This window comes from Nostoc mirabile CHAB5784 (genome assembly GCF_020829645.1).
GTDB lineage: Bacteria > Cyanobacteriota > Cyanobacteriia > Cyanobacteriales > Nostocaceae > Nostoc > Nostoc mirabile.
Window position 1 is genome coordinate 1 of record NZ_JAIVFS010000095.1, and the last position, 24762, is coordinate 24762.

The window sequence follows — 24762 nt, forward strand, 5'->3', positions numbered from 1 at the left end:
GGAGCAGATATACTACAGAATTGTTAAAGGTCGCGGATGCTTTGAGGCTGACAAGATAATATTTTTAATCTCTAATTCCATTTGATTTGCGTTCTCTCATATCGCTTTTAGTCTAAACTCCAGTTAAGTGGGGGCTTGACATGATTCAAGAGTACATTTAACCTAGTAGTTAATTAACCATTAGGTTAAATAAAAATGTCTACCGAGCAACTGAGCCTTACCTTTGCTGCCCTTGCTGATCCTACGCGGCGTGCAATTCTGGCTCACCTCGCCAAAGGTGAGGCATCGGTAAGTGAGTTAGCCAAGCCTTTTAAGATGAGTCTTCCTGCAATCTCCAAACATATAAAGGTACTAGAGCGTGCCGGACTGATTGTGCGGGGTCGCGAAGCTCAATGGCGACCATGCCAGATTCAAGCACAGCCGCTCAAAGAAGCGGCGGATTGGATTGAGCAATATCGTCAATTGTGGGAACAGAGGCTTGATCAGCTTGATGATTACCTGCAAGAATTACAAACCCAGGAGGAACAAGATGAGTAACATTGAGGATTCCATTGATGCTCAATTCCAACGTGAGATCGTCATTACTCGCATCTTGAAAGCGCCGCGCGAAGTTGTGTTTAAAGCGTGGACTGACCCCAAACACATCGCGCAGTGGTGGGGGCCCAAAGGTTTCACAACCCGTGTGATTGAGATGGATCTGCGTCCAGGCGGGAAATGGCGCTACGTGATGACTGGCCCAGACGGCAGGGAGTACCCGGCCAAAGGTGTTTTTCGCGAAATCGTACCCTTTGAGAGGATTGTTACCAGTGATGAATTTGATGAAGGCTTTGAAAAAGTCGTAAATGCTGATTTACCAAAGGGAATGGTTGTAACAGCCATTTTCGAGGATTTAGATAGCAATACCAAACTCACGCTCCAGATTATGCATGAGTCTATTGAGGATCGGCGTAAGCATGAACAGATGGGTGTGATCGAAGGGTGGAACTCGACTTTTGACTGCCTAGATGAGTTTTTGGCGAAAGCTTGAGTCTCTCTTACTAGGGATGAGGTTTGTATGTTTATCTTCATCAAGCCGAGAAAAAGTTGATGCATGGTTGCTCCCTGCACTTGCTGCCGGTGGAGCAACCTACAATGAACCACAAGACCACAGTTTTATGTACGGACATGGGTTTGCTGAGTTAAACCGTCATATTTGGGAAATTATTTACATGGAGCCAAGCGCAATAAAGCGAGGTTGAAAATGCGATGTGTTGTGACTTGAGCATTACCTATATCCGGTCGCATCAGCAGGTTTACCCGCGTCCTGCACTTCATGAATGTAGCGCCACGCATCGGGTTGAGAGCCATCAAGATCGGTAAAGTCATAAACCTGTGCTAGTTGCCCACTGGAAAGCGATTGGCCATTCCAGCGCACTACTTGTGGATCGCCAGCTAGATAAGCAACTGCACGCCCAACATAGCGGGGCGTTTCAGAAATGATGAAGTGCGGTTCCTTTGCTGTTGCGTCTTGCCAGTTGGCTTCACTCACACCAAAATGATCGAGCATGAGTTCCGAGCGCAACCAGCCCGGAGTCAGCGCTACGGCAGTACATTGATGCGGTTTAAGTTCTTGCGCCAATACCCACGCCATGCGAATTACCGAGGTTTTAGCAAGGTCATAGAACATCGACAGCCGATAGTTTGTGCTATTATATTCGGCAGTCCCATCAGTAATTTCGACCACCAATCCACCGGGTTTCTGGATCAACAGCGGCAATGCAAAGTGGCTAGCGATCAGGTGGGTGTTGATCGCTAATCTCAGCATCCGTAATCCTCGCTCCAAAGAAAGCTCCCACACAGGCTTGTTGAACTCCGCCAGATATTCTGCACCAATATCGTTGACCAGAACATCCAGACGACCCTGCTCCTGCTCAACACGAGCAACAAGCGCCTGCACTTGTTTTGGGTCTAAATGATCGACTACAACCGCGATTCCTTTCCCACCTGCCTGGTTTACCAATTCCGCCGTTTCTTGGATCGTTTCAGGGCGGTTGTATTCCGAACGCACAGTAAGAGTGGTGCGTCCGGTGACATAAACGGTTGCCCCTGCTGCACCAAGTTCCACAGCAATGCCACGACCTGCACCGCGTGTTGCCCCAACTACAAGCGCAATTTTATTCTTCAATAGTTGCATAATTGACCTCCTTAAATCCTGCGAGGTAGCTTAAAGAAATCGATGACTCCAAACCATCTTTATGCAGCATAAGCTGAACTTCCTGACATCCCTTGTCATATTTAGGCAGTAAAGTAAAAAGTAGTTTCGATTGGTCTTGGGATAGTTATGCGTGCCGATCGCCTCCTCTCGATCCTGATGTTGTTGCAGGTTTATCGTCAGCTAACAGCGCGAGATTTAGCAGAACGATTGGAGGTATCTGAGCGCACCATCCATCGTGACATGGATGCCCTCAGCAGTGCCGGAGTTCCGGTGATGGCAGAACGCGGTAAAGGAGGTGGTTGGAGTTTACTCGACAGCTATCAAACTACGCTGACAGGACTTAACTTGGCAGAGATCCAGGCGCTGTTTTTGCCAAAGCCCGCAAACCTGCTAGCCGATTTAGGCTGGAGTCAAGCATTTGAAGCGGCTCTGCTCAAACTTCTGGTAGCAATACCTGCCGCAAATCGTCAGCAAGCAGAAATGGTTAGTCAGCGCATTCATGTCGATCCAACAGGCTGGCATCGGTGGGACGAGGAAATGTCGGCATTTGCGACTCTACAAACAGCGATTTGGCAAGAGCGGCAAGTAAACCTCAGCTATGAGCGCGGTAATGGCAAACTGGTCGAACGATTAGTCAACCCACTGGGATTGGTCGCCAAAGGCAATGTTTGGTATTTCGTTGCCTCGGTAGAGTCAGAGGTGCGCTCCTACCGGATTTCACGAGTGCGGGATGCCATGCTTACAGATTACCCCTGTGTTCGTCCGGTTGAATTCAACTTAGCCGACTATTGGCAACAATCGATTGTTGAGTTCAAAGCCAATCTGCCTTACTATGGCGTAACGGTGCGTGTTGCTCCAGAGGTTATGCCTCGGTTACGCTATGCCGGATACTTTGCCCGAATAGAACAGATTAACTCGCCCGATGCCGATGGCTGGACTCGCGTCTGGCTGAGGTTTGATATAGAAGAAGCGGCTTGTGCTTATGTGCTGGGGTTCGGCGCACAGATGGAGGTAATTGAGCCATTAGAATTACGCGATCGCGTTTTGCAAGCAGCAAAAGAGGCGATATCACGCTATGCTGAACAATGAACAAGTGCATTGCGTTTCGAGAACTGTGCGATCATTTAAAGGTATGGCTAACGCTTCCGCTTGAACAACACCGCTCAGTTCCCGTCATCTCGACTCCTGCAAGCAGCAGAAGCTACTGCCATAATTGCTGATTTTAAAAGTTATTATCAGTAAAGGGAACTATGGATGGTAAAAATCTTTGGGCAGATGGGTAAAATTCTAACCTTGCTCCATAATCATCTGTTTGTGATATTTCTAATTCAATTTTTTGCTGATTTTTATCATCAAAGAGTAACTGGATTTGATAATCTGTCCAGAATTGCTCACTTAGTTCATCTTCTAGATCAAAAAGCTGTTCTTCATCGCCCCAGATATCTGACCAAAGGACTATCCGATTAGCGCGGAAATGATTTTGACCTTTGACATCTGCAATCACAAAATATACTTCGACATTTAAATTAAACCCAAACTCATCAAGCTCTGTCTCTTGGATCGCACATTTAACCACAACTAAGCTATCAGGGTTAACATTCACTACTTGCTGTTGGCGCTGTAACATTTCTTGAAATACCAAATCAGGTAGCAGCTTTGAACTCTCTTCGAGTACAATTTTTTGAGTTTCTGGTGAATAGCGAGTTTTTAATTCTTGGGTTATTAGATTTAAGATATCACCGGTGGCTAAATTGACAACTATTTTTTTATTTGTGGAATTAAGGAAACATCCATGATTAAGTAAATAATTTTTTTTAGCTGCCATGATTCTTTAAAAACCTTCTCTGCTTGAGTGATATTCTGATTTATCAAATAGCCTATCGTAGCAAGGCAATGACGATTGTCTTGCTTTTTCTTCTACTCAAAATCCGCATATTGCGGAGGACTAGCCCCGACTCGCTGAGTAATTTTAGGATATTTGCCTGATGGAACTGTATCTATAATGCTGATAACATCAATCTGATGCCACCAATCATCACCAAAATCGAACCAGTAACCAAAAGCATCATCTATAGATAAGCCCAAAGACGCAATTGAAGTACTAGAAACATCTCCTGTAGGCTTTGGTGTCAAATCGGAACTTGAAAATGCTTGTTTTATGCAATAGCGTCTTGCATTTGGATCTTGCGGCCCTTTTCCTCCTACTTGAAATTCATACATATGTTCTTCTTCTCGGTCAAATGCTTTGAAGATGATTTTATGCAGATCCTGCAAAGTATTGCTGCTTTCAATTTCGATGGTTCTAGACACCACTGGATTTTCTGCTGCAAATTCCTCTGTAATTGGGCCATCAATTAAAAACACCTCTAGCACATATAGTGCATTGGGAGAAGGGTTAGTCGCTTTTTTGGAAGCATTTTCTGATTTTTTAGTTTTAGCCATATTCATTACAGGAATTGAGCTCACCCAGCTCCAGTTTTCTAGGATTTTATCCTTTTGAGTCGGTTTGAGTTTTTGAAATCAAACCAGAACTGTTGCGTATAAAGCCACTTGCATCAATCATTATTGTAATTGAGTGTAGCGTTTTGATTTACTCTGTTCCACGCAAGGCGGGAGGATTTCCCAACGCCCGTCAGAGGTAATGAGAAGTTTGGCTTGTAATGAGGGTATAGCTATATCTTGAAGTGGCAGACACACTTCGCAAGCAATAGTTTATTGGTCTAATACCAAGCTTGGGTGTAAATCAAGCCATCCATTCAGTCCACTGGGGCGCATCTGTCACCAATTGAGCAAACTTTTGAGGGTCAACATCCTCAAACTCCAGCATCACACCCAACCGCTCATCACTCGTTAGCGTACTGAGTAATTCCTTAACCTTGTCAACTCCATCCTCCACCCGCTCAATCGCCAATCGAGCATAATATTTAACCCGCTCCCACCAAGAATCACTGAGTTCTGCCTCTATGTGCATACCCACCCAATTATTACTTCCATCTTCATTAATGGGGGGTGTGGACAGAGCATTAATTCCATATTGAGACTGCATTCTAGCCGCATAAGCCGCATCTCGCTCAAGTGATTCTTGCCGCTTCCTTTCCTTCTCTTCCCGTTGCCTCTGGCGATAATCCAGCACCTTCTGGATAAACTCAACATCCTCAGTATTGAGCCGATAATACCGAACACGCTGCCCATCCTCCATTGGTCGCCGCGATTCAGTGGACAAGCCCAGTTGTGAAAGATACTGCCCCAAAATCCACATCGGAGACTCCGATAGCGGGATGGTCAGATTGAGAATGCCTTTAACGTGAGAGGCATTGCGCTTGGAAAACTCAGCCAAAGCCTGAATCATCGCCTCGTCGCCTTTAATCTCAACCCCAGCCATCAGATCAATCAAGACTGCCCTGAGTCCCAGCCGATGACGCATCAACCACGCGGTAGAATGATTGCTCCAGTCTGTGCAAATAGCTAACCGCTCTCTTTCCCCCAAGTCTCTTTCCACAACAATAGCCGGCGGTGGAACAAACTCGCGCCCCTGGTCATCAGTGACCATTTCCCCAGGCGTTGCCAATATTGCCTCCAACGCGACAATCTTTTTAATTAACCGCCCCCCGTCATCTTGCTCAACCAGTTCCGGGGTTACGCTCATCCCGTAAGTGTCCTGAATGCGGAACTTCTCACACTCCAGCACCTCCTCCGGCTTGAGATAATCCTGATGCTGCCTGCTGTTGTAAGTCCTTCTATCAATATCTTTAGCATTCGCCACCTTGCGATAATGCTCCTCATCGATGGCGATACCCGCCGCCTTCATCCAGCGCGAAGTCGCTTCATCACCACCGTCGCCCAAAGACACAATAGTATTGCCCATCTCCTCTAAGAGCGATCGCAAATCAGCCCGTAAATTATTGATAGACCAGTTGCGCTGCCCCTCAATCTGACAACTAGCATCCAATGCCCAGTCCTTCTCTGCACCACGTCTGCCTGTCTCTCTGTCAATGCGGATGAGAAAGGCAGTCATTTCATTCTTCTGGATAATCCTTTCCTTGATCCGACGGGCATTGGTTTCGGCGTAACCAAAGGGAGGACGCAGAGCCACCCAAACATACATGGGGACATTTGGACGATACCGCCATAATTGCTGGGCGCATTCTGTAGCCGATTGTGAAACAGCATGAAACACGCCAAACACGGCATCAAAATGATAGCTGGAAATGTCAACCCCTGAACTGAGACTGGGAGTAATTAAAAAAGCATCAATATCCTTAATAGCAATGTTAATCTCCCTGATAAAGATGACATTTTCTTCACTGCCACTGTTCTCGGAATGAATAGCCCACACCCGTAACTTGCGGTCTTCGGCTGATTCCGGTGTTTCGTCGTTATCATCAATTGCTGAACCATCATTGAGCGCTCGTTCCAACTTTTTGATAAACCGCTTGCTGTCGCTGACCATCATCAACTTTTTACCCAGCATCAACTGAGCGTGAAACTCTGCAACGATTGCGCTGCTGTTTTTACCTTCATACCAATAAACCTGACGACCCCCTGAACGATATTCATTTTTGATGATGTAGGGTTTTTCATCCGCCGGTCGCATTTGCATAAAAAACTCAATGGTCAGATCATCCAGGTGAGCATCTGCCAACACTACCAGTTTGGCATTGTAAACCAGATACTCCAGTACTTCCAGAATCGCCCCCCTGTGTTCTTTGCAGGTTTTGGACTTCAGCAAGTGAGCGAGATACTGGCAGGCTTCATCAATAAATAGAATGTCATAAGCCTGTAAATCGTTTGCCATCTTATAGAGTGAGTCTACAGTGATACTCAGTGCTTTTGCTTTAGCCCAGTCGCCGCAAGAAATCGCAAAGTACATGGCAGTTTGCAAGCGATCGCTAAGATTTTTCAACAGAGTGACCCGATGCCCATTGTTCAAAAAGCTCAAGTCTGGGTTATCAAATCTCATCATTGCCAAGATTTCGGTTTTACCTGTCCCCATGTCGGAAGCCAAACCCACTAACCCCGATTGAGGCAGTGAGCGGATGACTGTGGAAAGATAGCGGGTATTCACTATCACATCGGGTTTAAATTTGCGAAGCCCCCTGGCGCGATTTACGAAAAATCTTTGGTTTAACTCGCTGACTCTCAAGGCATCAGCTATCATCGTGCTGACTGCTTTCTCAGCTTTTTTCCCCAGTGCCACAACCCAATCGTCAATTCCTTTTTCTGGCCCAGGCAGCAGCGCCACTTCACATTGACAGGCAAGTTGGAGAATAACTTGACAAGTACGGCGAGTAGCACTAAAAACTTGCTGTTTGGTTTTGGGTTTGGTTTCGTAGTCGAAAAGGATAACGAATTTGCGACCCTTTTGAGCCATTGGGACTAAATCGGGGTGCAGATATTCCAAGTCTTCCTTGCCGACTCGACCGTTCCAGATTCCAGGGAGTGCGATCGCTACATACCCCAAAGTTAGGAGACAAGCGGCTTTCTTCTCGCCCTCCGTAAGGCATACAGGGATTTCGGGGTGTGCCATTACCCAAGCCCAGAACAAGAGTGCTTCACCATCTTCGGTAACGGTAATATGCTCTGGCATTGGCACATCGTACCTCAACGATATCAACCGCCATAAGTGCAGGGGGACTCTCAAATAGGTAACTCGATTGGGAGTTTTGGGGGGCGATTCGTATTTGACAGGTTTTTGAGTTTGCTCTTGGGTTGTTTTGTCCCATTCGAGCCTTGGGTAATCTGGTTTCATCCGTCCCCAGTCCATCGGTAGCCAATTATTGAGGGATCTAGTCCGCTAACCCACCATGCACCGGACTCTACATGGGCATATCTTTTCAAATACCCATCGCGCAGTCGCCCATCGTTGCGTCGAGCGTTTTGGGGCAGAGCGTATAAAAGGTACTCATAGATTTCAGAACCACTTAAAGAGCGGACATTTAGGGCAGTGAGTTCGGGGTCAACAGCGGAATTGACTACCCATTCATGCCAGTGGTTTGGAGCTAACTGATTATTTGTTTGATGTGTATCAATTATGTTCATATCCCCTCCGATATTTTGACGCAGTGCAAAGCAAGCGGTATGAAGCCATACCACTCGTGATTTGCTTTTAGCTTGGTTAAAAGGGAAAGGAAAAAGGAAAAAATCTCTTATTTATTGCCTCTTGTCCTTTCCCCTTGCGTTTATCTCCCGCCTCCTGTGTGTGGTCGGAAGGTTAAATTAATACGTGTACTAATGACTTTGTTTGTTTTGGGAACCTGATGCAGATGTGTGGACTGACAGCCAGGGTGCATCAGAAGTAAGCTCCCGTGTTCCAGCCAGAAATCCGTTGGTCTGCCATCTCTCGGTTTAATTTGAAACTTGCGACATGACCCCAAGCTGACTGATGCAATCGCCGGGTTAAGTCCCATCGATGGTTCATTGTCTGCGTGCCAGCCGATTGAGTCAGTCCCCGTGCGGTACTGGTTGCCAATGACAATGCGGAACTTATAGCCAGTTAGCGCAGTGATTCTGTCCCGCAAGTTAGCGAGTTTTTCTGTCCAAGTCAGTGGTTTTAAAAATACGCTGTTGGAGTAAAGGTAATCACATCCGGCATCACCATAAATGCACTCAAGACGGGGAACAGGCATTGTTTTACCCAGCATCCTAATTTGATTTTGCTGCCACTCCAGTTTCAAGCAGTGTTGGTAGAGTTCATTGGCTTGTTCAAGACTTAAGAAATCGGGATAGTAGGTGATAGGTAAAACTGGGGTTGATTCAGCAAATAAATTAAGTTGTTGCATAGTACTTTTCTCTTACTATTGAAAGTATCCTGAAGACAATTGCTGTTAATTTTGACCAGTAGAGAAAACCTCAATTAACACACTTTCTGGATACAAGCCGACTTTTCCAAAACGTGGATCATGAATGCGTTCTATTTCTATCCCTTGTTTCCGACACAATGCACTTGCTTTTCTACCTTTAGTACCCGCTTCTTTAACCGATATTTCTAAACCTTGAAGATTAGCGAAACCAACAACACTATATTTATGACCGCATGGTGTATTCACTCTGTCCTGCTCAACTTCAACAGCTTTGAGCCTCGCCAAGATTTCAGTTTGTTGCTGTTGTTGTTCTAAAAAACGCTGCTCTTGTTCTGCAAGTTGTTGTGCGATCGCCGCGAGTAACTGTATTTGTGTCATGGCTTTTAACTGGGTTTGGGTTTCAGCCTCTCGCGTTTTGACAACAAAATAACTTTGTGCTGCTGCTATCTCTGGTTTTCGTGGATCGCCATTCATTGCGGTTAAATATCCGCCATAACGAGATAGTTTGTAATCTTGTCCTGGTCGCCCAATACTTTTCAGGGTTGACCCTGAAAAGTGCATCTCTACGTCATTTCCCGTATTTTTACAAGCAAAAGTTGCTCTTTCAATTACGGGTTTAAACTCATTCCACCGAGAATAACCCAGTAATGGCATTAACTCTCTAGCAGTCCAATATTCTTGTCCTTGTTCATCGAACTGACGGATGCCATCGAAAGGACTACTGTTATTTAGTTGATGGAGATTTTCATTCTTAGTCATGACATACCTTTTGTTTCATGGTGGTAGAAGTAATTGCTGACTTTGATTAACAGGTGATACTTTTTTCGGTAAAGCCAACAATTTATCGTCACAGTGCCAAACAAATCAGACTTTCACCCGCATCAAACTTTTTTCACCAACTAATGAGAAACGATTCGATATAGTTGGTGTCTTAATTAACGTTGGTGACATTAATTCAACAAAGTAAAACCAAGAATTATGTACCAGCGCAATCCCCAAAATCAGCCGTTGCTTTGTTCCTTTGTCGTGAGAACAGAGGATCACTCGTTCGCCCAAGACAAAAGCGGGTTTTTGCACAGTGATGGCCTCTAACTCTCCAGTCCCGATGATTTGGTTTTGTGTGGCATGGAGTATTTCTTTACCGCAATCAATTGAATAAATCCAACATTCGTGTTTCCATTGCATACCGCAGCAGTAACCAAATGTTCTTGTTGTGCGTAGGAAAACTCTCTCTAGTAAATTAACTGCAATGGGTGGAATTGTTCCACGCCAAGGTGGAGAAAGATACCAACTTGTTTGAAGTGCGTTAATATGGTCAATCATGCTTTTCTCCCTAATAGGTAATTAATCGCTTCAACATCAAGAGCGGCAATGCGTTTTTTAATTGATTGTGGCGGGTTATCAAAAAACTCTTTTAAATGCCATTTCCGAATTTGGTAATGTCTGGCAGAACGTTTTGTAGCTTTGAGCCATCCTCTTTTTACCCATCTAGCTACAGTTGAGAAATTCAATTGAAGAACGTGAGCAATCTCTTTACAAGAATAGTTATCAAGCGTGGGGCGTGCGGAATAACCTAAGCTATTTAACTTCAGATAAATTGCAATTGGTGTGCGTTGATATCCTCGTCTTTTTAGGATTGAAGCTATTTGTTTGACTGTATAGACTTCAGCTTTCGCCTCAATAATTGCTAGTTCTTCATCAGTCCATTTGATACTCATCTGATTACTCCCATATTTATGCAGATTTAGCATCAGATTGTCCTTGTACAATCCGAGCGCTCATAGATTCAAAATCCACTTGAAAAATGTTCATCTCAGTTTGCATTCCCCCAGTGTTGTAGCGGTCTACGATGTGCTGCTTGATAGCAGATTGATTCAGCCCATCAGGGATATCGATGTGCGCTTCACTGACGATTTTTTCGACTACTGTAACGATGACTCTCATGGGTAATTCCTCGGATGTTGAGAATTCAGGAGTCAGGAGTCAGAAATCAGAATAATTCTGAATCCTGAATTCTGAATTCTGACTTCTGACTTTTGATTTACACTGCTCCAGTCTTTACTGCTTGCAACTGTTGCATCCATGCGTTGATTGCTGTTAACTCATCAGCGCCGTTAGCAACAGCATCAACAACAAGATTTTGATACAAAGATTCAGCTTCATTTGGATATTCACACTTACCTGCTGCCCAAGCTAAACACATGGTTTTGATTAGTTCATTAATCTGGTTAATATCAAGTAGACTTGGGCGGTCAACATCCTGAAATTGCAACCACTCTTTGACCAAATCAAGGGGATAATCAAGCAAAGTGCGAATATTTTTGATTCGTAAATCTTGAGGGTGTACTGGTTGAGGGACTACGCTGAGTTTTGGTGTAGATGGGATAGTTGAGGATGTGCCACCTAAAAGAGATTGAATATCACGAATGATTGTTGCCCAATCCAAATCTCTACTCCATTCCCTGTAAATCTTGGTCTTACTTGCAGCATCGTAAAGATTACAGAAAACTGTATTCTCGTCACCAGCATTCGCAACGATAATCAGTGGTTTGGAAAAGTCTTGGACTAATGAAGCCGCTAAAAGAAAGCTTTTGGCGAAATTGGTTTCAACACCAGTCCTGACAACATAAAGTTCATCTGCACTCACGACAATATCGAGTTTGAGATTGTCTTTGCCTTTGAATTCTTTAGTGGTCAATCGCAGTTCTGACAAGTAGCCAGTTAATGCTCTTTGGGAAACAGGGATGGTTTTATCCCGTTCAATATCGTAGTGATACCACAGGTAAGATTCTCCACCTAACTCGGCATTTTTGACATATAAATAGATGGGTTCGGGAGGGTTGCATAAACCTAGTTTGATTTCAGTAACCATGTTTACCTCGATTAATATTTTATTGATTAGTGTTCTGTGTGCAATAATGGGAATTCTGTAGCGGAAGAAAAACTTCCGTGCGTTCATCTGAAGTAATGGCATTCCTTTAGATGAACGCTTTTGTACTAAACAGAAAGCTGTGAATTGGAGGGGGAAAGGGGAAAGGGGAAGGGGTAAAGGAAGGAGGAGGAAAGACTTTTCTCAATACAGTACAGAGCAAGCATTTTTGAATATGGATGTTTCCTTTCCCCTTTAACCCTTACCCTTTTCCCCCTCTTGATTGCGCTCTAGTTCCCACTGCAAATAAATGAGTGCAGTGCTAGCATCCGCAATGTTTAAATCAGGTTGATATCCCAATTCCAGCAGTTGTTTGTAGTCTGGGTGCATAGCAATAAGGGATATCAGGGTTTGAGCTTGTTCAACTAACTGGTAGAGATTGGGGTTAGACATTTCAATACCAAGCCGTGAACATAAATTTTCTGCTTTCACTCCAAAAGTTCCTGGTTCAATCTCAGTTTCTAACTCTTCAAGCAGAGATTGAAAATCAGGGTGTTCATCATTAATTTCAATTTCAAATAAATCTGCGCTCTTTGTAACGACGCTTGCCCAATCTGGCAGAGTAGCTGAAATGGTCTTTGCGTAAAGTTTCATGATTTTATTCTCTGGGATTAATAACCTAAAAATCCTCGGCAATCTCCAACAAAAAGCCGCGCCCTGTGTTCTGCACTTGCACTAGTTCTTTATCCAGCAGTGTTTGAATAACCTTGGCAGAGAATTGGAATCGACAGCGATCGCACTGCATCATAGACCGAGTTAGAATACTGCTGCTGACCCGAATAACGCCTCTTCACCCACCAGTTACCCTCAGTGCATCCGACTTGCCCCAGTTTCACGCCGTTGTTGTTGTAAATGCCATCATCGAGAATTTCAAACCCATAATTCTGGCACTCGTTGAAGATATGCGCCATGATTTGGTTTTCAGTAGAAGAGGAAAGCATGGGGGCAGAAGCGCAGAGGGGCAGAGGAGAAAGCTGTTGTAAGTTTTTCCCCTCTGCACCCCTGCTCCCCTGCACCTCTGCTTTTACTGGCAGTGTGCCATCTTTGTAGTGAGTGCAGATGAAGCGATCGCAACGCATTAGAGTGTTGGCACGAAATACTTCTTTATCGTTGACCATTACTACCCAGCGTTGCGTTAAATGGTTATCGTCATGGCTTATACTGGCTACCAGTTTGTCATCAGCGTAATATTCGTGATGGTCAAACGAGATTTCGACTATTGTGAGGGGTTCGGGGGCTATGGTTTGGGCTTGGTCAGCGATGTAACTGTCGAGTTCGGCTTGGGCTGTGGCTTGGTTGTCAACTTTCTGAAGCTGGGTGGATTGATGGGCGATGATTGCGTTTACCCAGGTTTGGGCCGCTCTTTTGTCTTCGGTGGGTGTAACGCCTAATTCGGCAGCGATTCTTTTGAGACGGGGGAGGTTATAACGGCAAAGGGCTTGCTGTGTATACGTTGGATAGGTCATAATAAGATTTCCTTGTAAAAGGGTCAAAGGGCGATCGCACAAGTTTTCCAGGCTGAAGCGGTTGTCCTTTGTTTTATCTCTTATTATTTACATATTTTATGGAAATTAGTCAACGACTACGGACGAGATTTTTTGTAGCAATGGGTAACTAAGGGTTTGTGCTACAACAGGATAAAATTGCCTAAGCTCGATCCCTAAAATTTGACAATATTTCAAGATAAGAGACAAAGAAACAGAGCGATCACCTTTACCCTTCCATTTTTCTATTTTATGAATTAACTGCTGAGAACAAGGTTCTCCAAGCCCTGTAATTGCTTGCGCTACTTCTTCTCTAGAAAGTTTCTTGTCTTCTCTTTGCTGAAATAAAAACTCACCATATTCCTGATCCCAGTCAATCCGGGATACCAAATCCAAAGGTATTCCTTGCATTACGATTTCTCTCACTGATACTCCTATATTTACATAATGTGTGGAAATAGTGGTGTACTTCTTCTATGAAGTATGTAAAACCTAAGCAGTATTAGCGTAGAGCCTAAATCGTGAAAGCGATCGCTCTAAATTCGTGTTGTCTTTTAGGAAGTAAGTTGAGAGTTCTTAGTCTGAAGGGCGTTCTAAAAAATGACAGACCCACAAGTAATACTTTCCAGCAATCAATGGTGCAACAAATGCCCACAGTGGGCTGCACCAAGCCATACATAAACTGCGACACGGTTCAGTTAACGAAGAGAAGCAACTGTTGGCGCGTCAAAATGCTGTACTGGCAACGGTTATAGCTCCACAAGTACACCTTGGGGTTTTCAAAGCGGCATGAGTTTACCTGCCGCTTTCCTTGTCATGGACATTTTATATACGGGAAGGTAGAGATAATGCCAAAGCCGACAAAGCAACAAGGATGATTACCGCAGATGCAAATATATATGTAAACAAGTTAAGGAAAAACCCCAACCTCAGTAAAAGGTTTGGGGAATTAATATCAATTTAATTACACCTCCATCATGGCACAACTCGATATTCGTTCAAGTACTGTTCAGCTAGGGGTGGAATAATGGCTAAACCATCCTCGAACCGCAATAAAGCCACTTCTGCTACATCCAGTGACGACACGCCACCAGATGACCAAGACCTTGAAGAAGACCCAGGTTCAGCAACAATTACAGTTACTGCTGTCGAAGTTCCAGAGTTGACAGAGGAAGAACAGCGCGATCGCCTTCACCTAGAGCGCCGTGTGGAAAGAGCGTTTTTTGAGGCAGGGAAAGCTTTGATGGAACTGCGCGATCGCAGATTATATCGTTCCACGCACAAAACTTTTGAAGATTATTGTCGCGATCGCTTTGGTCATAGTCGCCAGAAGTCAAATTATCTGATTGCCGCAGCTGATGTCTACGAGAATTTGACAACAATTTGTTGTCAAAATTTGCCGCCTGAAGATTTGACAACAAATGGATCACAAATTTTACCCACTAGTGAAGGGCAAGTCCGACCCATTACAAAGCTAGAACCTCAAGAACAGTGGGAGGTATGGCAACAGGCAGTAGAACTTGCTGGTGGGAAAGTGCCGACTGGTAGAATCGTCAAAGATGTTGTGCAGCGCATCATGGAAAGGACGAAAGTACCCAACACCTACCAGTTGGGTGAAGTGTGCCAAATTCTTGCTAAGGATAATCCCGAACTGAGAGGAAAGGGTGGGTGTTGGGCGATTGTTAGCGTAGTGAATGACTTTAGTTGCACCGTGAGAATGTGGGATGGCGAGTACACAGTTGGGTTGCAGCACCTGAAGTCCTTCAATTACCTGCCTGCGGAGTGTCAGCAGGTTCAGGAGATTAGCGATCGCATCAGTCGAGTGTATTCAGACTCACTGGAGGAGACAGTCAAAAGTCTGTTGCAGTCATTAGGGAAGGTGAATCGGCCTTATCTGACTCCTGTGGAAGAAAAATTATTAAGTGTTTTGGAGTCTGAATACGGGGGTAAGATACTGCCCTAAGCAACTTTGGCAAATTGGCATCTAATGTCTTTGGGTCGCAGTTTCAATAGAGATATCACCACAACGGGACAGTCAAGAAGTTGTACGAGGGATAGGGCAAAACTTTCCGCTTCTGGTGTCCCGTGCTATGCCAGTTGTCAAATGAGTGCTGTAGAACTGCTCTACATAATTTATACAGCGCTTGTAAGTGAACGCCATCACTCTGCAACTGGCTAGAAATGAACAAAACCAAATAGGATTTCAGAAGATGAAAAATCTAGATAGCTGGATTGCTGTATAGTTTGAGGTGTACCAGATTATCCTCTCAAGAGTTGCTCTATGATTGCTCCACCTGGTATTGCCATCCAAAACAAGATATATGAAAGTTCTAATTCTCTAGTGTATCGGGGCATCAGAGACGATGGAGTAGCGCTCATCGTAAAAATGTTAAAGCTTGATTATCCCTCACCTCAAGAACTAACCCGCTACAGACAGGAATATAAAATTACTCGCTCTCTAAATCTGGAAGGAGTTGTCAAGGCATACAGCCAGGAGGACTATCAACGGACTCTGGTGATTCTCTTAGAAGATTTTGGGGGAGAGTCTTTAGAGCAATGGATGCACAAGCGCCCAGATATTTTCTGCCCCATGCCTTTATCCACTTTTCTTGGTCTTGCGATCGCTAGTTGCGACATTCTGGGCAGAATCCATGCAGCCAATGTCATTCATAAAGATATCAACCCAGGAAACATAGTCTTTAATCTGGATACTGGCGTTGTCAAAATTATTGACTTTGGGATTGCAACCCAATTTAACCGCACGAATCCGACGTTCAAAAGTCCCCATGTGTTAGAAGGCACGCTTGCCTATCTGTCGCCAGAGCAAACCGGGCGGATGAACCGGATGCTCGACTATCGCACCGATTTCTACTCGCTGGGCGTAACCTTCTACGAACTGTTAACTGGACAGCTACCGTTCCCTACTCAAGACATCCTGGAGCTAGTTCATTGCCATATTGCCAAACCGCCGATTCCTGTGCATGAATTGAACGCCACGATTCCCAAACCCATTTCAGGCATAATTTTGAAGTTGATGGCGAAAAATGCGGAGGATCGCTATCAAAGTGCCTGGGGCATCAAAGCGGATCTAGAACGCTGCGCCGGGCAACTGGCAGAAATGGGTCAGATCAACGCCATGTCGTTGGGACTGCAAGATGTTTCAGAGCAGTTTTGCATTCCTCAGAAACTGTATGGACGAGAAGCGGAGACTAAAGCATTATTGGCGGCGTTTGACAGAGTGGCAGGAACAGGGAATGTTGGCGAAGCCCAGCGACCAGAGGAAAGCATAGGAAATTCTCAATTCAAAGTCGAAATGATGCTGGTTTCTGGCTATGCGGGAATTGGCAAATCAGCATTGGTGCAGGAACTCTACAAATCCATCACAGCAAAGCGCGGCTATTTTATCTCTGGTAAATTTGACCAATTAGGGCGTAATATTCCTTACAGCGCCATTGTGGATGCCCTGCAAAAGTTGGTGCAGCAACTTCTCTTAGAACCGGATGAGCAAGTGCAACAGTGGCGAGATCGTCTGCTCTCAGCTTTAGGAAGCAATGGGCAAATCATCATTGATGTCATTCCGGAAGTTGAATTAATTATTGGCAAACAGCCACCCGTACCCGAAGTTGGAGCAACGGAAGCTCAAAATCGCTTTAATCGAATCTTTCAAAATTTTGTGCGGGTGTTTTGTTCAAAAGAACATCCACTGGTCATCTTCTTAGACGATTTACAATGGTTCGACTCCGCAACGCTGAAGTTAATCGAGTTAATATTACTCGATGAGCAAACCCAATATCTGTTTTTGATCGGAGCCTATCGAGATAATGAAGTGACCTCAACGCATCCGTTGGTTTTGACGCTAGAGAGCCTGCGAAAACAGGGAGCAATACTTCAGGAAATCATTCTGACCCCCTTAACATTGGAATCGTTGAGTCAATTGGTAGCTGAGACATTACATCACAATCCTGAAACTGTTCGTTCCCTAGCCCAAGCTGTGTCACGTAAAACCGAGGGCAACCCGTTCTTTGTTGGTGAATTTTTGAAACTGCTGTATGGCGAAAATCTGTTAGTCTTTGATACACAACGGTTGAGCTGGCAATGGAACCTGGCTGAGATTGAAGCTCAAGATTTTACTGACAATGTGGTGGAGTTGCTGCTGCGTCAGTTGCAGAAATTACCGGAAGCAACACAGCAAATTCTCTGTCTGTCCGCTTGTATTGGAGCTGAATTTGATTTAAAGACGTTAGCGATCGTTTGCGAAAAATCATGTAAAGCGATTTCCCAGGATTTACTAGCAGCAGTACAAGCTGGATTAATTCAACCCTTGTCTGACTTGGACGAAGACTTGCTAGTTCAAGAGTATAAGTTTTCGCACGATCGCGTCCAGCAAGCTGCTTATGCTTTGATTAATGAGCCGCAAAAACAAGTTGTTCATCTCCAAATCGGTCGCAATTTACTCGAAAAAACTTCACCAGAGCGACTATCCAATCGGCTATTTGAAGTTGTGGATCATCTCAATCAGGGAATTAAGCTTGTCACCGCTCGAGTAGAACGAAATGAAATTGCCAAATTGAATTTAATGGCAGGTCAGAAAGCAAAAGGTGCAACGGCTTATGAAGCAGCTCTTCAGTATTTCAATATAGGACTGAAACTCCTAGATACAGACAGTTGGGTCAGTGAGTATGACCTTACCTTAGCGCTGTACTCAGAAGCAGCAGAAGCGGCGTATCTCCAGGGTTGCTTTGATGAGATGGAACAGTTGGTAGAAGTGGTACTCGCTCGTGCCAAAACAGTGGTTGACAAAGTGCAGGCTTACGATAGCAGAATTCAAGGATATTTGTCACAGGGCAACCTGAAAGAAGCACTCAAAATTGGCTTGGAAGTGTTGAAGCTCCTGGGAGTAATCTTACCAGAAAATCCAAGTGAGTTAGATGTTCGAGGCGGATTGGAGGAAACGGCTGCACGATTGGCTGAACGAGAAATTGAAGACTTGGTTAATTTACCAGAGATGACTGCACCAGAACCGCTAGCAGCAATGTCAATCCTAGCGAATATAGGGGCTGCTGCATTCATAGTATCACCAGCACTGGTGATACTGATTACTTGCAAAACGGTCAATTTATCAATCAACTACGGTAATGCTATCTGGTCACCACTGTATTATGCTTGCTATGGGTTTGTTCTATGTGGAGTTGTTCAAGACATTGAACTCGGCTATAAATTTGGTCAATTGGCTCTTAGCTTGGCAGAACGATTGAATACCAAAAAAGGCAAGGCTAAAGCATTAGATTTATTTAGTGACCATGTTATGCAATGGAAAGTACATCTTAAGGAGACGATACCACTGCTGGTTGAGGCTTATCAGGAAGGAGTGGAAACCGGAGACTTTGAAACCGCTGGTTATGCTGCATATGACGTGTGTTACAACTCGTTTTTCGTCGGTGAGGAACTCGCCCAACTGGAACAGAAAACGGCAACATACAGCAAAGCGGTTGATCGAATCAGACGGGAAAGCCCCTCGACTTGGATTGCAATAGTGTGGCAGACCATTCTTAATTTGTTAGATAGGTCTCTTAATCCCAGTCGCTTAGTTGGTCGGGTGTATAATGAAGAGCAGGCATTACCACACGCCCTTGCAGTTAAAGATGGAACTGCAATTCAAATGCTGTACCTGCACAAAGTTATACTGTGTTATCTATTTGAAGAATATCATCAAGCTGTACAGACTGCTATTTTGGCAAGGCAACATTTTGAAGAGGTGACAGCAATAACGGTTCTACCTATATTCTGTTTCTATCATTCTTTGGCGCTTTTGAGCCTATCGCCTGATGCTTCAAACTCTGAAAAAACAGCTTGGCTAAGTTGTGTTAGCTCCAACCAAGGAAAGATGCGGAAATGGGCAGAACACGCCCCGATGAATTATTTACATAAATTTTATCTAGTCGAGGCAGAGAAAGCGCGAGTCTTAGGGCAATTTCTTGAGGCTGAAGAGTTTTATGAACGGGCGATCGCAGGTGCTGCTGAAAATGAGTATATCCAGGAAGAAGCATTAGCTTATGAATTAGCGGCTAAACATTATCTGGTGCGAGGTCGGTCAAAAATTGCTCAAACCTATATGAAAGAGGCGCACTATTGCTACGATCGCTGGGGCGCAACCGCTAAAGTTAAAGACTTAGAAAAACGCTATCCACAGTTCTTTTCTCAGTCGTCTAGAACCGCTTCCACATCAATTCCTATTACTGCTGAAACTATCCCTAATCCCTTCCATACCGCTTTCGATTTAGCAGCAGTGATGAAAGCTTCACAGGCGATTTCTCGTGAAATTGAACTGAAGCAACTGCTGCGATCACTGATGCAAACTTTAATTGAGAATGCTGGCGCACAAACCGGATATCTGATTTTAGAAAACTCAGGAGAATGGTCGATTGAAGCGGCTTGTGAACTCAATGCCAATGAGAATGCTTGTGCGACTCAGGTGTTACAGTCTATTCCAATTGCCGATCAATTGCCAGAATCAATCATTCAATATGTGATTCGGACTCTGAAGCCTGTCACCTTAAATGATGCGACTCGTGAAGGTGCTTTTATTAATGAGCCATACATTCAACAGAACCAGCCTCAATCTATTTTCTGTTTGCCGCTGCTGAATCAAGCCAAGCTGGTCGGTGTATTGTATTTAGAAAATCGGTTAGCAACTGGAGTATTTACACCAGAGCGATCGCAAGTCTTGCAGCTATTATCGACTCAAGCAGCGATCGCCATCGAAAATGCCAACCTTTGCTCAGAACTGCGGGCTAAGGAAAGCAAGATCACCCAGTTCCTTGAAGCGATTCCGGTGGGAATTGCGATCGTGGATGCGACGGGTTGCCCTTACTATGCCAACCAATGCGGCAATCAACTCCTGGGCAAAGAAACTGATACTTCCATAGCATCGGAGCAGATCTCAGAGGCTTATCAGCTTTATGTAGCGGGAACGGATCAAATCTATCCAGCGGAGAGCTTGCCTGCTGTGCGGGCATTAAGGGGCGAACGCATTAGGACTGAAGATATAGAAATTCGTCGAGATCATGTCACAATTCTAATTGAGGCACGGGGAACACCAGTTTTTGATCAACAGGGCAATATCACTTATGCGATCGCTACCTTTCAGGACATTACAGAGCGCAAACAAGCCGAGAAACTCCTAGCCGACTACAACTGCACTTTAGAGCAACAGGTCGCAGAACGAACTGCTGCGTTACGACAAAGTGAGGCCAATTACCGCAACCTGCTACAAACCGCGAATTCAGTCATCATTCGCTATGATCCGCAAGGACGGATTCATTACATCAACGATTATGGGGTAAGACTTCTTGGTTATGAAGAACACGAGATTTTAGGGCGAACCGTATTTGAAACCATCATTCCAGAAGCCGAACTTTCTGGACGCGATATGAGACCCTTTGTCCACAATTTGCTTCGCGATCCTCAATCGTACCCGCAAGGTGAGGGTGAAAACCTGTGTCGAGACGGTCGGCGAGTTTGGATGGTCTGGTCGAATCAAGCCATCTTCAATGACCAGGGAGAGGTCGTTGAAATCTTATCGGTGGGCAATGACATTACCCAGCGCAAACAAGCAGAAGAGGCATTACAACGCAGTGAAGCCAAGTTCCGAGCTATCTTTGAAAACTCGCAGGTCGGCATCTACCGGTCCCGCCTCTCGGATAGATTACTTCTCGATGCCAATCAACGCTTTGCCAATCTGTATGGCTTTGACTCACCAGAGGAGATCATTGGGATTGAACACACCGCAGGCTACTATGTCAATCCCAGCGATCGCCAACAATTCCTTGAGTTGCTGAAGCGGGATGGGGAAGTGCGAAACTTTGAAGCCCAGATGCGGAAACGAGATGGGACATTGTTTTGGGTACTTTTCTCTTCTTATCTGAATGCAGCCGATGGATACATCGAAGGTGTGATTGCAGATATTAGCGATCGCAAACAGGCAGAAGCCGCTCTACAAATAAGTGAAGAACGACTACGCTTGGCATTAACCGCTTCAAATCAAGGACTCTACGATCTCAATATCAAAACTGAAGAAGTCGTGATTAACCCAGAATACGCTTTAATGCTGGGCTACGATCCAGCAACATTTCATGTAACCAAATCTAGGTGGATTGAGAGTTTGCATCCTGACGATAGAGAATCAGTGCTTGCAGTTTACCATGCTTGTATTACTGGAGAAGTCCCCAGCTATCAAGCAGAGTATCGCCATCGTACCCAGGATGGTCAGTGGAAATGGATTCTTGCTGTCGGCAAAATTGTTACCTGGAATGAATTCGGTGAACCCATCCGAGCGTTGGGAGTTGTTACGGATATCGACGATCGCAAACAAGCAGAGGAAGCCCTACAAGCCTCAGAGTCAAAGCTACGGGCTCTAATTGAGGCAATTCCCGATCCATTATTTGTACTGACTGCTGAAGGGCGATTCCTTGAAATGATCGTACAGGAACCAAATCTGCTATGGCAACCCTATGAGGAGATGATTGGTAAAACCATGCATCAACTTGGAAGGGAACAAGCCGATGAATTTCTAAGTTATATTCAGCAGGTGCTGAGAACCCAACAAATCCTCACAGTCGAGTATAGTGCGTTTCTAAATGGACGAGAAGCCTGGTTTTCGGCTCGCATTGCCCCGATTCAGCACGAACAGGTCATTTGGATAGCGCGAGATATTACGCTGCAAAAGCGAGCAGAAGCAGCCTCGATTTTGGAAGAACGTAACCGCATGGCACGCGAGATTCACGACACACTCGCTCAGGCGTTTACAGGCATTCTAGCTCAGGTAGGAGCGGCAAATCAGGTGCTAACGGATGATGTAGAAGCAGCTCAGGCACACCTGGATCTGATCAAAGAATTGGCACGAACTGGACTGACTGAAGCCCGGCGATCGGTAGTAGCGCTCCGTCCTCAGCTTTTGGAGGAAGGCAGTTTACAGAGCGCTCTACATCGTCTCGTCGCTCAAATCAGGGCTGCTGCAACTGACACCACCTTATATTATGAGATTGAGGGTGCAGTGTATTCTCTACCCACTGAAGTCGAGAATAACCTACTACGGATTGGGCAGGAAGCATTAACCAATGCGATCAGACACGCCAATGCTGACGAAATCCGAGTAGAACTAGTCTACGATCGCGATCGATTCTGCTTGCGCGTGAAAGACAATGGACAGGGCTTTGGAGTTGGCAGTATTCCAGCCTCTGAGGGATTTGGCTTACTCGGCATGAGCGAGCGAGCAGAGCGCATCGGCGCACAACTCACGATTAGGAGTCAACCCGGACAAGGAACAGAGATGATTGTCACCGTCAATTGGGAGTAGCGTCACGATGAGCCAAGCCATAACCATTCGGGTTCTGATTGCAGACGATCATGCCATTTTTCGGCAAGGTTTAGCCACGATTATTAACCGTGACCCAGAGATGCAGGTGATTGCCCAAGCTGAAAATGGTGAACAGGCGATCGCCTTATTTCGGGAACACCAACCAGATGTAACGCTAATGGATCTGCGAATGCCTGAAGTGGAAGGAGTTACCGCCATTGGTGCAATTTGTGCGATCGTTAAATCTGCTCGGATTATTGTACTGACCACGTATGATAGTGACGAAGATATTTACCGGGGATTGCAGGCAGGCGCAAAAGGATACCTGTTGAAAGAAACTGAACCGGACGAGCTTCTGAATGCCATTCGTACCGTTCATCGGGGTCAGAAGTACATTCCGCCCGATGTGGGAGCAAAGTTAGTTCAACGTCTCAGCAATCCAGAACTGAGTGAAAGAGAACTAGAAGTACTCCGCTCACTGGCGCAGGGGATGAGTAATGCTGATATTGCGACTGCTTTGAGTATTGGTGAAGGCACGGTTAAATCTCATGTCAATCGGATTTTGAATAAGTTAGATGTCAGCGATCGTACTCAAGCTGTGATTGTTGCCGTTAAACGCGGCATTGTAAGTTTGTAGGATGTGCTTTCGATCAGATTCGGATTCTAACTTAAGTTATAGCTAGCCTTCTATCTTAAGAAGGAGCGGCTGCTCCATCAAATTACAGCCTAAAAATGTTAACTCATTGTAGACGACAACTAAAAGCCAATTGCTTATATTGAATTCATGTGGATTGAGCAAGTGAATCGCAAGGTTCCATGCTTGATACAGATGTAGAAAGATGATCGACGACCATAGTTCCAGTTCTTTAGTTGTGCCAGCTTCAACCCAAGATCACAGTCAAGGTGTGCTAAGTGCCGCCGTGGTATTAGTGATGTATGGGGATTATCAATGTCCTAGAAGTGCAGCCGTTTACAAGCTGATTAAAATCATTCGGCAAGAGCTTACGGTTTCTTTTGGAGAGGATTATTTATGTTTTATCTTCCGCCATTTTCCACAGATCCAGATTCATCCCCAGGCACAACGGGCAGCCCAAGTCGCCGAAGCCGCCGCCGCCCAAGGAAAGTTTTGGTTAATGAGCGATACTTTATTTGACCATCAACAAAGGTTGGAGAACGGTTATCTTGTCGAGTACGCCAATGATTTAGGGCTTGACATTCCTCAATTTCTCAAAGAGTTGTCTAAACAAGTGCATGTCGATCGCATCAATGAAGATATCGAAGGCGGAATACAGAGTGGAGTGACGACTACCCCAGCTCTGTTTATCAATGAAATTCGGTATACCGGGCACTGGAACACGACGGAGTTGATGGCAGCCATGATTGCTGCAAGTCATTAAGTTCCCCGATCTTTGCTCCCAATTCATATCTGACTTGTCTGTAAGTGCTGTAAGCTATCTAATTTCGATGGCTAGATTTTGCCTGTTTCACTGAATAAAATTGCCGCTTTTTGAACCATGACAACAGTTACCATGCCAACAACTGAATTCCTGCGTATTGATTTAGTCAATTACAAATCAGTATTTCATTGAGGATAATTCTATGACGCATTTACTAGTACAAGGCAAGAATGATTCTGGGTATGAAGGTACACCTCAGACTGATTCTCTTCAGGACTCCTCAGTTAATCATGCCCTGATTGCGATCGCGCAAGAAGTTACTGAGTTGCTGAGACAAACTTACCTGAGACAAACCGATGAAATTAAAACAGGAGAAACAGAATGATACTGCAAGATAAAGTGGCGTTAGTCACCGGAGGCACATCGGGAATCGTTAGAGCAACGGCGATCGCTTATGCCCAACAAAACGTTGATGGTCGATGGTGGGTATGTAGCGCAGTAGGCGATCGGCAGTGCGAAATGTTTGATACAGCACTTCAAGCGACTCACTAAAGTAACACTGAAATAGGTTCGCTAATTCCATGTTCACGTTGTTGTCAACCT

Annotated in this window: 23 protein-coding genes; 9 read left to right on the forward strand and 14 right to left on the reverse strand. The window is 44.9% G+C overall.

The window, feature by feature from the left end; genetic code table 11:
* Positions 1 to 195 precede the first annotated feature (195 nt).
* A complete protein-coding gene (locus LC653_RS35225; protein WP_229499553.1) occupies positions 196 to 537 on the forward strand; it encodes an ArsR/SmtB family transcription factor in 342 nt (113 codons plus the stop codon).
* On the forward strand, positions 530 to 1027 hold the full coding sequence (locus LC653_RS35230) for an SRPBCC domain-containing protein (RefSeq protein ID WP_229499555.1): 498 nt from the start codon (positions 530 to 532) through the stop codon (positions 1025 to 1027). Before LC653_RS35225 ends, LC653_RS35230 begins: the two co-directional genes overlap by 8 nt.
* A gap of 237 nt (positions 1028 to 1264) precedes the next feature.
* Here the strand turns inward: LC653_RS35230 and LC653_RS35235 are convergent, their stop codons facing one another.
* Entirely contained in the window at positions 1265 to 2173 is a 909-nt protein-coding gene (locus tag LC653_RS35235; protein WP_229499557.1) for an SDR family oxidoreductase, read from the reverse strand.
* A gap of 147 nt (positions 2174 to 2320) precedes the next feature.
* Between LC653_RS35235 and LC653_RS35240 the strand changes: the two genes are divergently transcribed.
* Positions 2321 to 3283, forward strand: a complete 963-nt coding sequence (locus tag LC653_RS35240; protein WP_229499559.1) for a helix-turn-helix transcriptional regulator — start codon at positions 2321 to 2323, stop codon at positions 3281 to 3283.
* A 133-nt stretch (positions 3284 to 3416) separates the two neighbouring features.
* Here the strand turns inward: LC653_RS35240 and LC653_RS35245 are convergent, their stop codons facing one another.
* From LC653_RS35245 to LC653_RS35305, 13 genes are all read right to left on the reverse strand, one after another.
* The gene (locus LC653_RS35245; RefSeq protein ID WP_229499561.1) at positions 3417 to 4019 is read right to left on the reverse strand and encodes a hypothetical protein; all 603 of its coding nucleotides are present in this window, start codon (positions 4017 to 4019) and stop codon (positions 3417 to 3419) included.
* Between the two features lie 92 nt (positions 4020 to 4111).
* Positions 4112 to 4636, reverse strand: coding sequence for a plasmid pRiA4b ORF-3 family protein (locus tag LC653_RS35250; protein WP_229499563.1), 525 nt, complete (start codon positions 4634 to 4636; stop codon positions 4112 to 4114).
* Between the two features lie 301 nt (positions 4637 to 4937).
* Complete coding sequence (locus LC653_RS35255) at positions 4938 to 7943, reverse strand: plasmid replication protein, CyRepA1 family (RefSeq protein WP_229499565.1); 3006 nt, start codon at positions 7941 to 7943, stop codon at positions 4938 to 4940.
* Positions 7940 to 8233 (reverse strand): hypothetical protein, encoded by a 294-nt coding sequence (locus tag LC653_RS35260; protein ID WP_229499567.1) that lies wholly within the window; start codon positions 8231 to 8233, stop codon positions 7940 to 7942. The genes LC653_RS35255 and LC653_RS35260 overlap by 4 nt, the downstream gene beginning before the upstream one ends.
* A gap of 140 nt (positions 8234 to 8373) precedes the next feature.
* Complete coding sequence (locus LC653_RS35265; RefSeq protein ID WP_229499569.1) at positions 8374 to 8973, reverse strand: alpha-ketoglutarate-dependent dioxygenase AlkB family protein; 600 nt, start codon at positions 8971 to 8973, stop codon at positions 8374 to 8376.
* 45 nt (positions 8974 to 9018) lie between these two features.
* The gene (locus LC653_RS35270; RefSeq protein ID WP_229499571.1) at positions 9019 to 9753 is read right to left on the reverse strand and encodes a BRO family protein; all 735 of its coding nucleotides are present in this window, start codon (positions 9751 to 9753) and stop codon (positions 9019 to 9021) included.
* A gap of 105 nt (positions 9754 to 9858) precedes the next feature.
* Positions 9859 to 10317 (reverse strand): DUF1392 domain-containing protein, encoded by a 459-nt coding sequence (locus tag LC653_RS35275; protein WP_229499573.1) that lies wholly within the window; start codon positions 10315 to 10317, stop codon positions 9859 to 9861.
* A complete protein-coding gene (locus tag LC653_RS35280) occupies positions 10314 to 10712 on the reverse strand; it encodes a helix-turn-helix domain-containing protein (RefSeq protein WP_229499575.1) in 399 nt (132 codons plus the stop codon). Before LC653_RS35280 ends, LC653_RS35275 begins: the two co-directional genes overlap by 4 nt.
* Before the next feature lie 16 nt (positions 10713 to 10728).
* A complete protein-coding gene (locus LC653_RS35285; protein ID WP_229499577.1) occupies positions 10729 to 10938 on the reverse strand; it encodes a hypothetical protein in 210 nt (69 codons plus the stop codon).
* A 97-nt stretch (positions 10939 to 11035) separates the two neighbouring features.
* Positions 11036 to 11866 (reverse strand): hypothetical protein, encoded by an 831-nt coding sequence (locus tag LC653_RS35290; protein WP_229499579.1) that lies wholly within the window; start codon positions 11864 to 11866, stop codon positions 11036 to 11038.
* Between the two features lie 252 nt (positions 11867 to 12118).
* Positions 12119 to 12517, reverse strand: a complete 399-nt coding sequence (locus LC653_RS35295; RefSeq protein ID WP_229499581.1) for a hypothetical protein — start codon at positions 12515 to 12517, stop codon at positions 12119 to 12121.
* A gap of 89 nt (positions 12518 to 12606) precedes the next feature.
* On the reverse strand, positions 12607 to 13389 hold the full coding sequence (locus LC653_RS35300) for a hypothetical protein (protein ID WP_229499582.1): 783 nt from the start codon (positions 13387 to 13389) through the stop codon (positions 12607 to 12609).
* Between the two features lie 105 nt (positions 13390 to 13494).
* Positions 13495 to 13818, reverse strand: a complete 324-nt coding sequence (locus LC653_RS35305; protein WP_229499583.1) for a helix-turn-helix domain-containing protein — start codon at positions 13816 to 13818, stop codon at positions 13495 to 13497.
* 616 nt (positions 13819 to 14434) lie between these two features.
* Between LC653_RS35305 and LC653_RS35310 the strand changes: the two genes are divergently transcribed.
* From LC653_RS35310 to LC653_RS35335, 6 genes are all read left to right on the forward strand, one after another.
* On the forward strand, positions 14435 to 15370 hold the full coding sequence (locus LC653_RS35310; protein ID WP_229499585.1) for a hypothetical protein: 936 nt from the start codon (positions 14435 to 14437) through the stop codon (positions 15368 to 15370).
* Between the two features lie 318 nt (positions 15371 to 15688).
* A complete protein-coding gene (locus LC653_RS35315) occupies positions 15689 to 22762 on the forward strand; it encodes a PAS domain S-box protein (RefSeq protein WP_229499586.1) in 7074 nt (2357 codons plus the stop codon).
* Positions 22763 to 22769: 7 nt separating this feature from the next.
* Positions 22770 to 23399, forward strand: a complete 630-nt coding sequence (locus tag LC653_RS35320; protein WP_229499587.1) for a response regulator — start codon at positions 22770 to 22772, stop codon at positions 23397 to 23399.
* 202 nt (positions 23400 to 23601) lie between these two features.
* Positions 23602 to 24159, forward strand: a complete 558-nt coding sequence (locus LC653_RS35325; RefSeq protein WP_229499588.1) for a DsbA family protein — start codon at positions 23602 to 23604, stop codon at positions 24157 to 24159.
* A 202-nt stretch (positions 24160 to 24361) separates the two neighbouring features.
* Positions 24362 to 24544, forward strand: coding sequence for a hypothetical protein (locus tag LC653_RS35330; RefSeq protein WP_229499589.1), 183 nt, complete (start codon positions 24362 to 24364; stop codon positions 24542 to 24544).
* Positions 24541 to 24711 carry a hypothetical protein gene (locus LC653_RS35335; RefSeq protein ID WP_229499590.1) on the forward strand — a complete coding sequence of 57 codons (171 nt, stop codon included), beginning with the start codon at positions 24541 to 24543 and terminating at the stop codon, positions 24709 to 24711. Before LC653_RS35330 ends, LC653_RS35335 begins: the two co-directional genes overlap by 4 nt.
* The last annotated feature ends 51 nt before the right edge of the window (positions 24712 to 24762 follow it).

Bases quoted from the DNA above. Each gene is read 5' to 3' on its own strand.
- LC653_RS35325 (WP_229499588.1), top strand. From the start codon at position 23,602: ATGATCGACGACCATAGTTCCAGTTCTTTAGTTGTGCCAGCTTCAACC.
- LC653_RS35265 (WP_229499569.1), bottom strand. From the start codon at position 8,973: ATGCAACAACTTAATTTATTTGCTGAATCAACCCCAGTTTTACCTATC.
- LC653_RS35245 (WP_229499561.1), bottom strand. From the start codon at position 4,019: ATGGCAGCTAAAAAAAATTATTTACTTAATCATGGATGTTTCCTTAAT.
- LC653_RS35240 (WP_229499559.1), top strand. From the start codon at position 2,321: ATGCGTGCCGATCGCCTCCTCTCGATCCTGATGTTGTTGCAGGTTTAT.
- LC653_RS35305 (WP_229499583.1), bottom strand. From the start codon at position 13,818: ATGCAAGGAATACCTTTGGATTTGGTATCCCGGATTGACTGGGATCAG.
- LC653_RS35250 (WP_229499563.1), bottom strand. From the start codon at position 4,636: ATGGCTAAAACTAAAAAATCAGAAAATGCTTCCAAAAAAGCGACTAAC.
- LC653_RS35260 (WP_229499567.1), bottom strand. From the start codon at position 8,233: ATGAACATAATTGATACACATCAAACAAATAATCAGTTAGCTCCAAAC.
- LC653_RS35290 (WP_229499579.1), bottom strand. From the start codon at position 11,866: ATGGTTACTGAAATCAAACTAGGTTTATGCAACCCTCCCGAACCCATC.
- LC653_RS35330 (WP_229499589.1), top strand. From the start codon at position 24,362: ATGACGCATTTACTAGTACAAGGCAAGAATGATTCTGGGTATGAAGGT.
- LC653_RS35300 (WP_229499582.1), bottom strand. From the start codon at position 13,389: ATGACCTATCCAACGTATACACAGCAAGCCCTTTGCCGTTATAACCTC.
- LC653_RS35295 (WP_229499581.1), bottom strand. From the start codon at position 12,517: ATGAAACTTTACGCAAAGACCATTTCAGCTACTCTGCCAGATTGGGCA.
- LC653_RS35225 (WP_229499553.1), top strand. From the start codon at position 196: ATGTCTACCGAGCAACTGAGCCTTACCTTTGCTGCCCTTGCTGATCCT.
- LC653_RS35255 (WP_229499565.1), bottom strand. From the start codon at position 7,943: ATGAAACCAGATTACCCAAGGCTCGAATGGGACAAAACAACCCAAGAG.
- LC653_RS35230 (WP_229499555.1), top strand. From the start codon at position 530: ATGAGTAACATTGAGGATTCCATTGATGCTCAATTCCAACGTGAGATC.
- LC653_RS35315 (WP_229499586.1), top strand. From the start codon at position 15,689: ATGATTGCTCCACCTGGTATTGCCATCCAAAACAAGATATATGAAAGT.
- LC653_RS35335 (WP_229499590.1), top strand. From the start codon at position 24,541: ATGATACTGCAAGATAAAGTGGCGTTAGTCACCGGAGGCACATCGGGA.
- LC653_RS35310 (WP_229499585.1), top strand. From the start codon at position 14,435: ATGGCTAAACCATCCTCGAACCGCAATAAAGCCACTTCTGCTACATCC.
- LC653_RS35235 (WP_229499557.1), bottom strand. From the start codon at position 2,173: ATGCAACTATTGAAGAATAAAATTGCGCTTGTAGTTGGGGCAACACGC.
- LC653_RS35270 (WP_229499571.1), bottom strand. From the start codon at position 9,753: ATGACTAAGAATGAAAATCTCCATCAACTAAATAACAGTAGTCCTTTC.
- LC653_RS35275 (WP_229499573.1), bottom strand. From the start codon at position 10,317: ATGATTGACCATATTAACGCACTTCAAACAAGTTGGTATCTTTCTCCA.
- LC653_RS35280 (WP_229499575.1), bottom strand. From the start codon at position 10,712: ATGAGTATCAAATGGACTGATGAAGAACTAGCAATTATTGAGGCGAAA.
- LC653_RS35320 (WP_229499587.1), top strand. From the start codon at position 22,770: ATGAGCCAAGCCATAACCATTCGGGTTCTGATTGCAGACGATCATGCC.
- LC653_RS35285 (WP_229499577.1), bottom strand. From the start codon at position 10,938: ATGAGAGTCATCGTTACAGTAGTCGAAAAAATCGTCAGTGAAGCGCAC.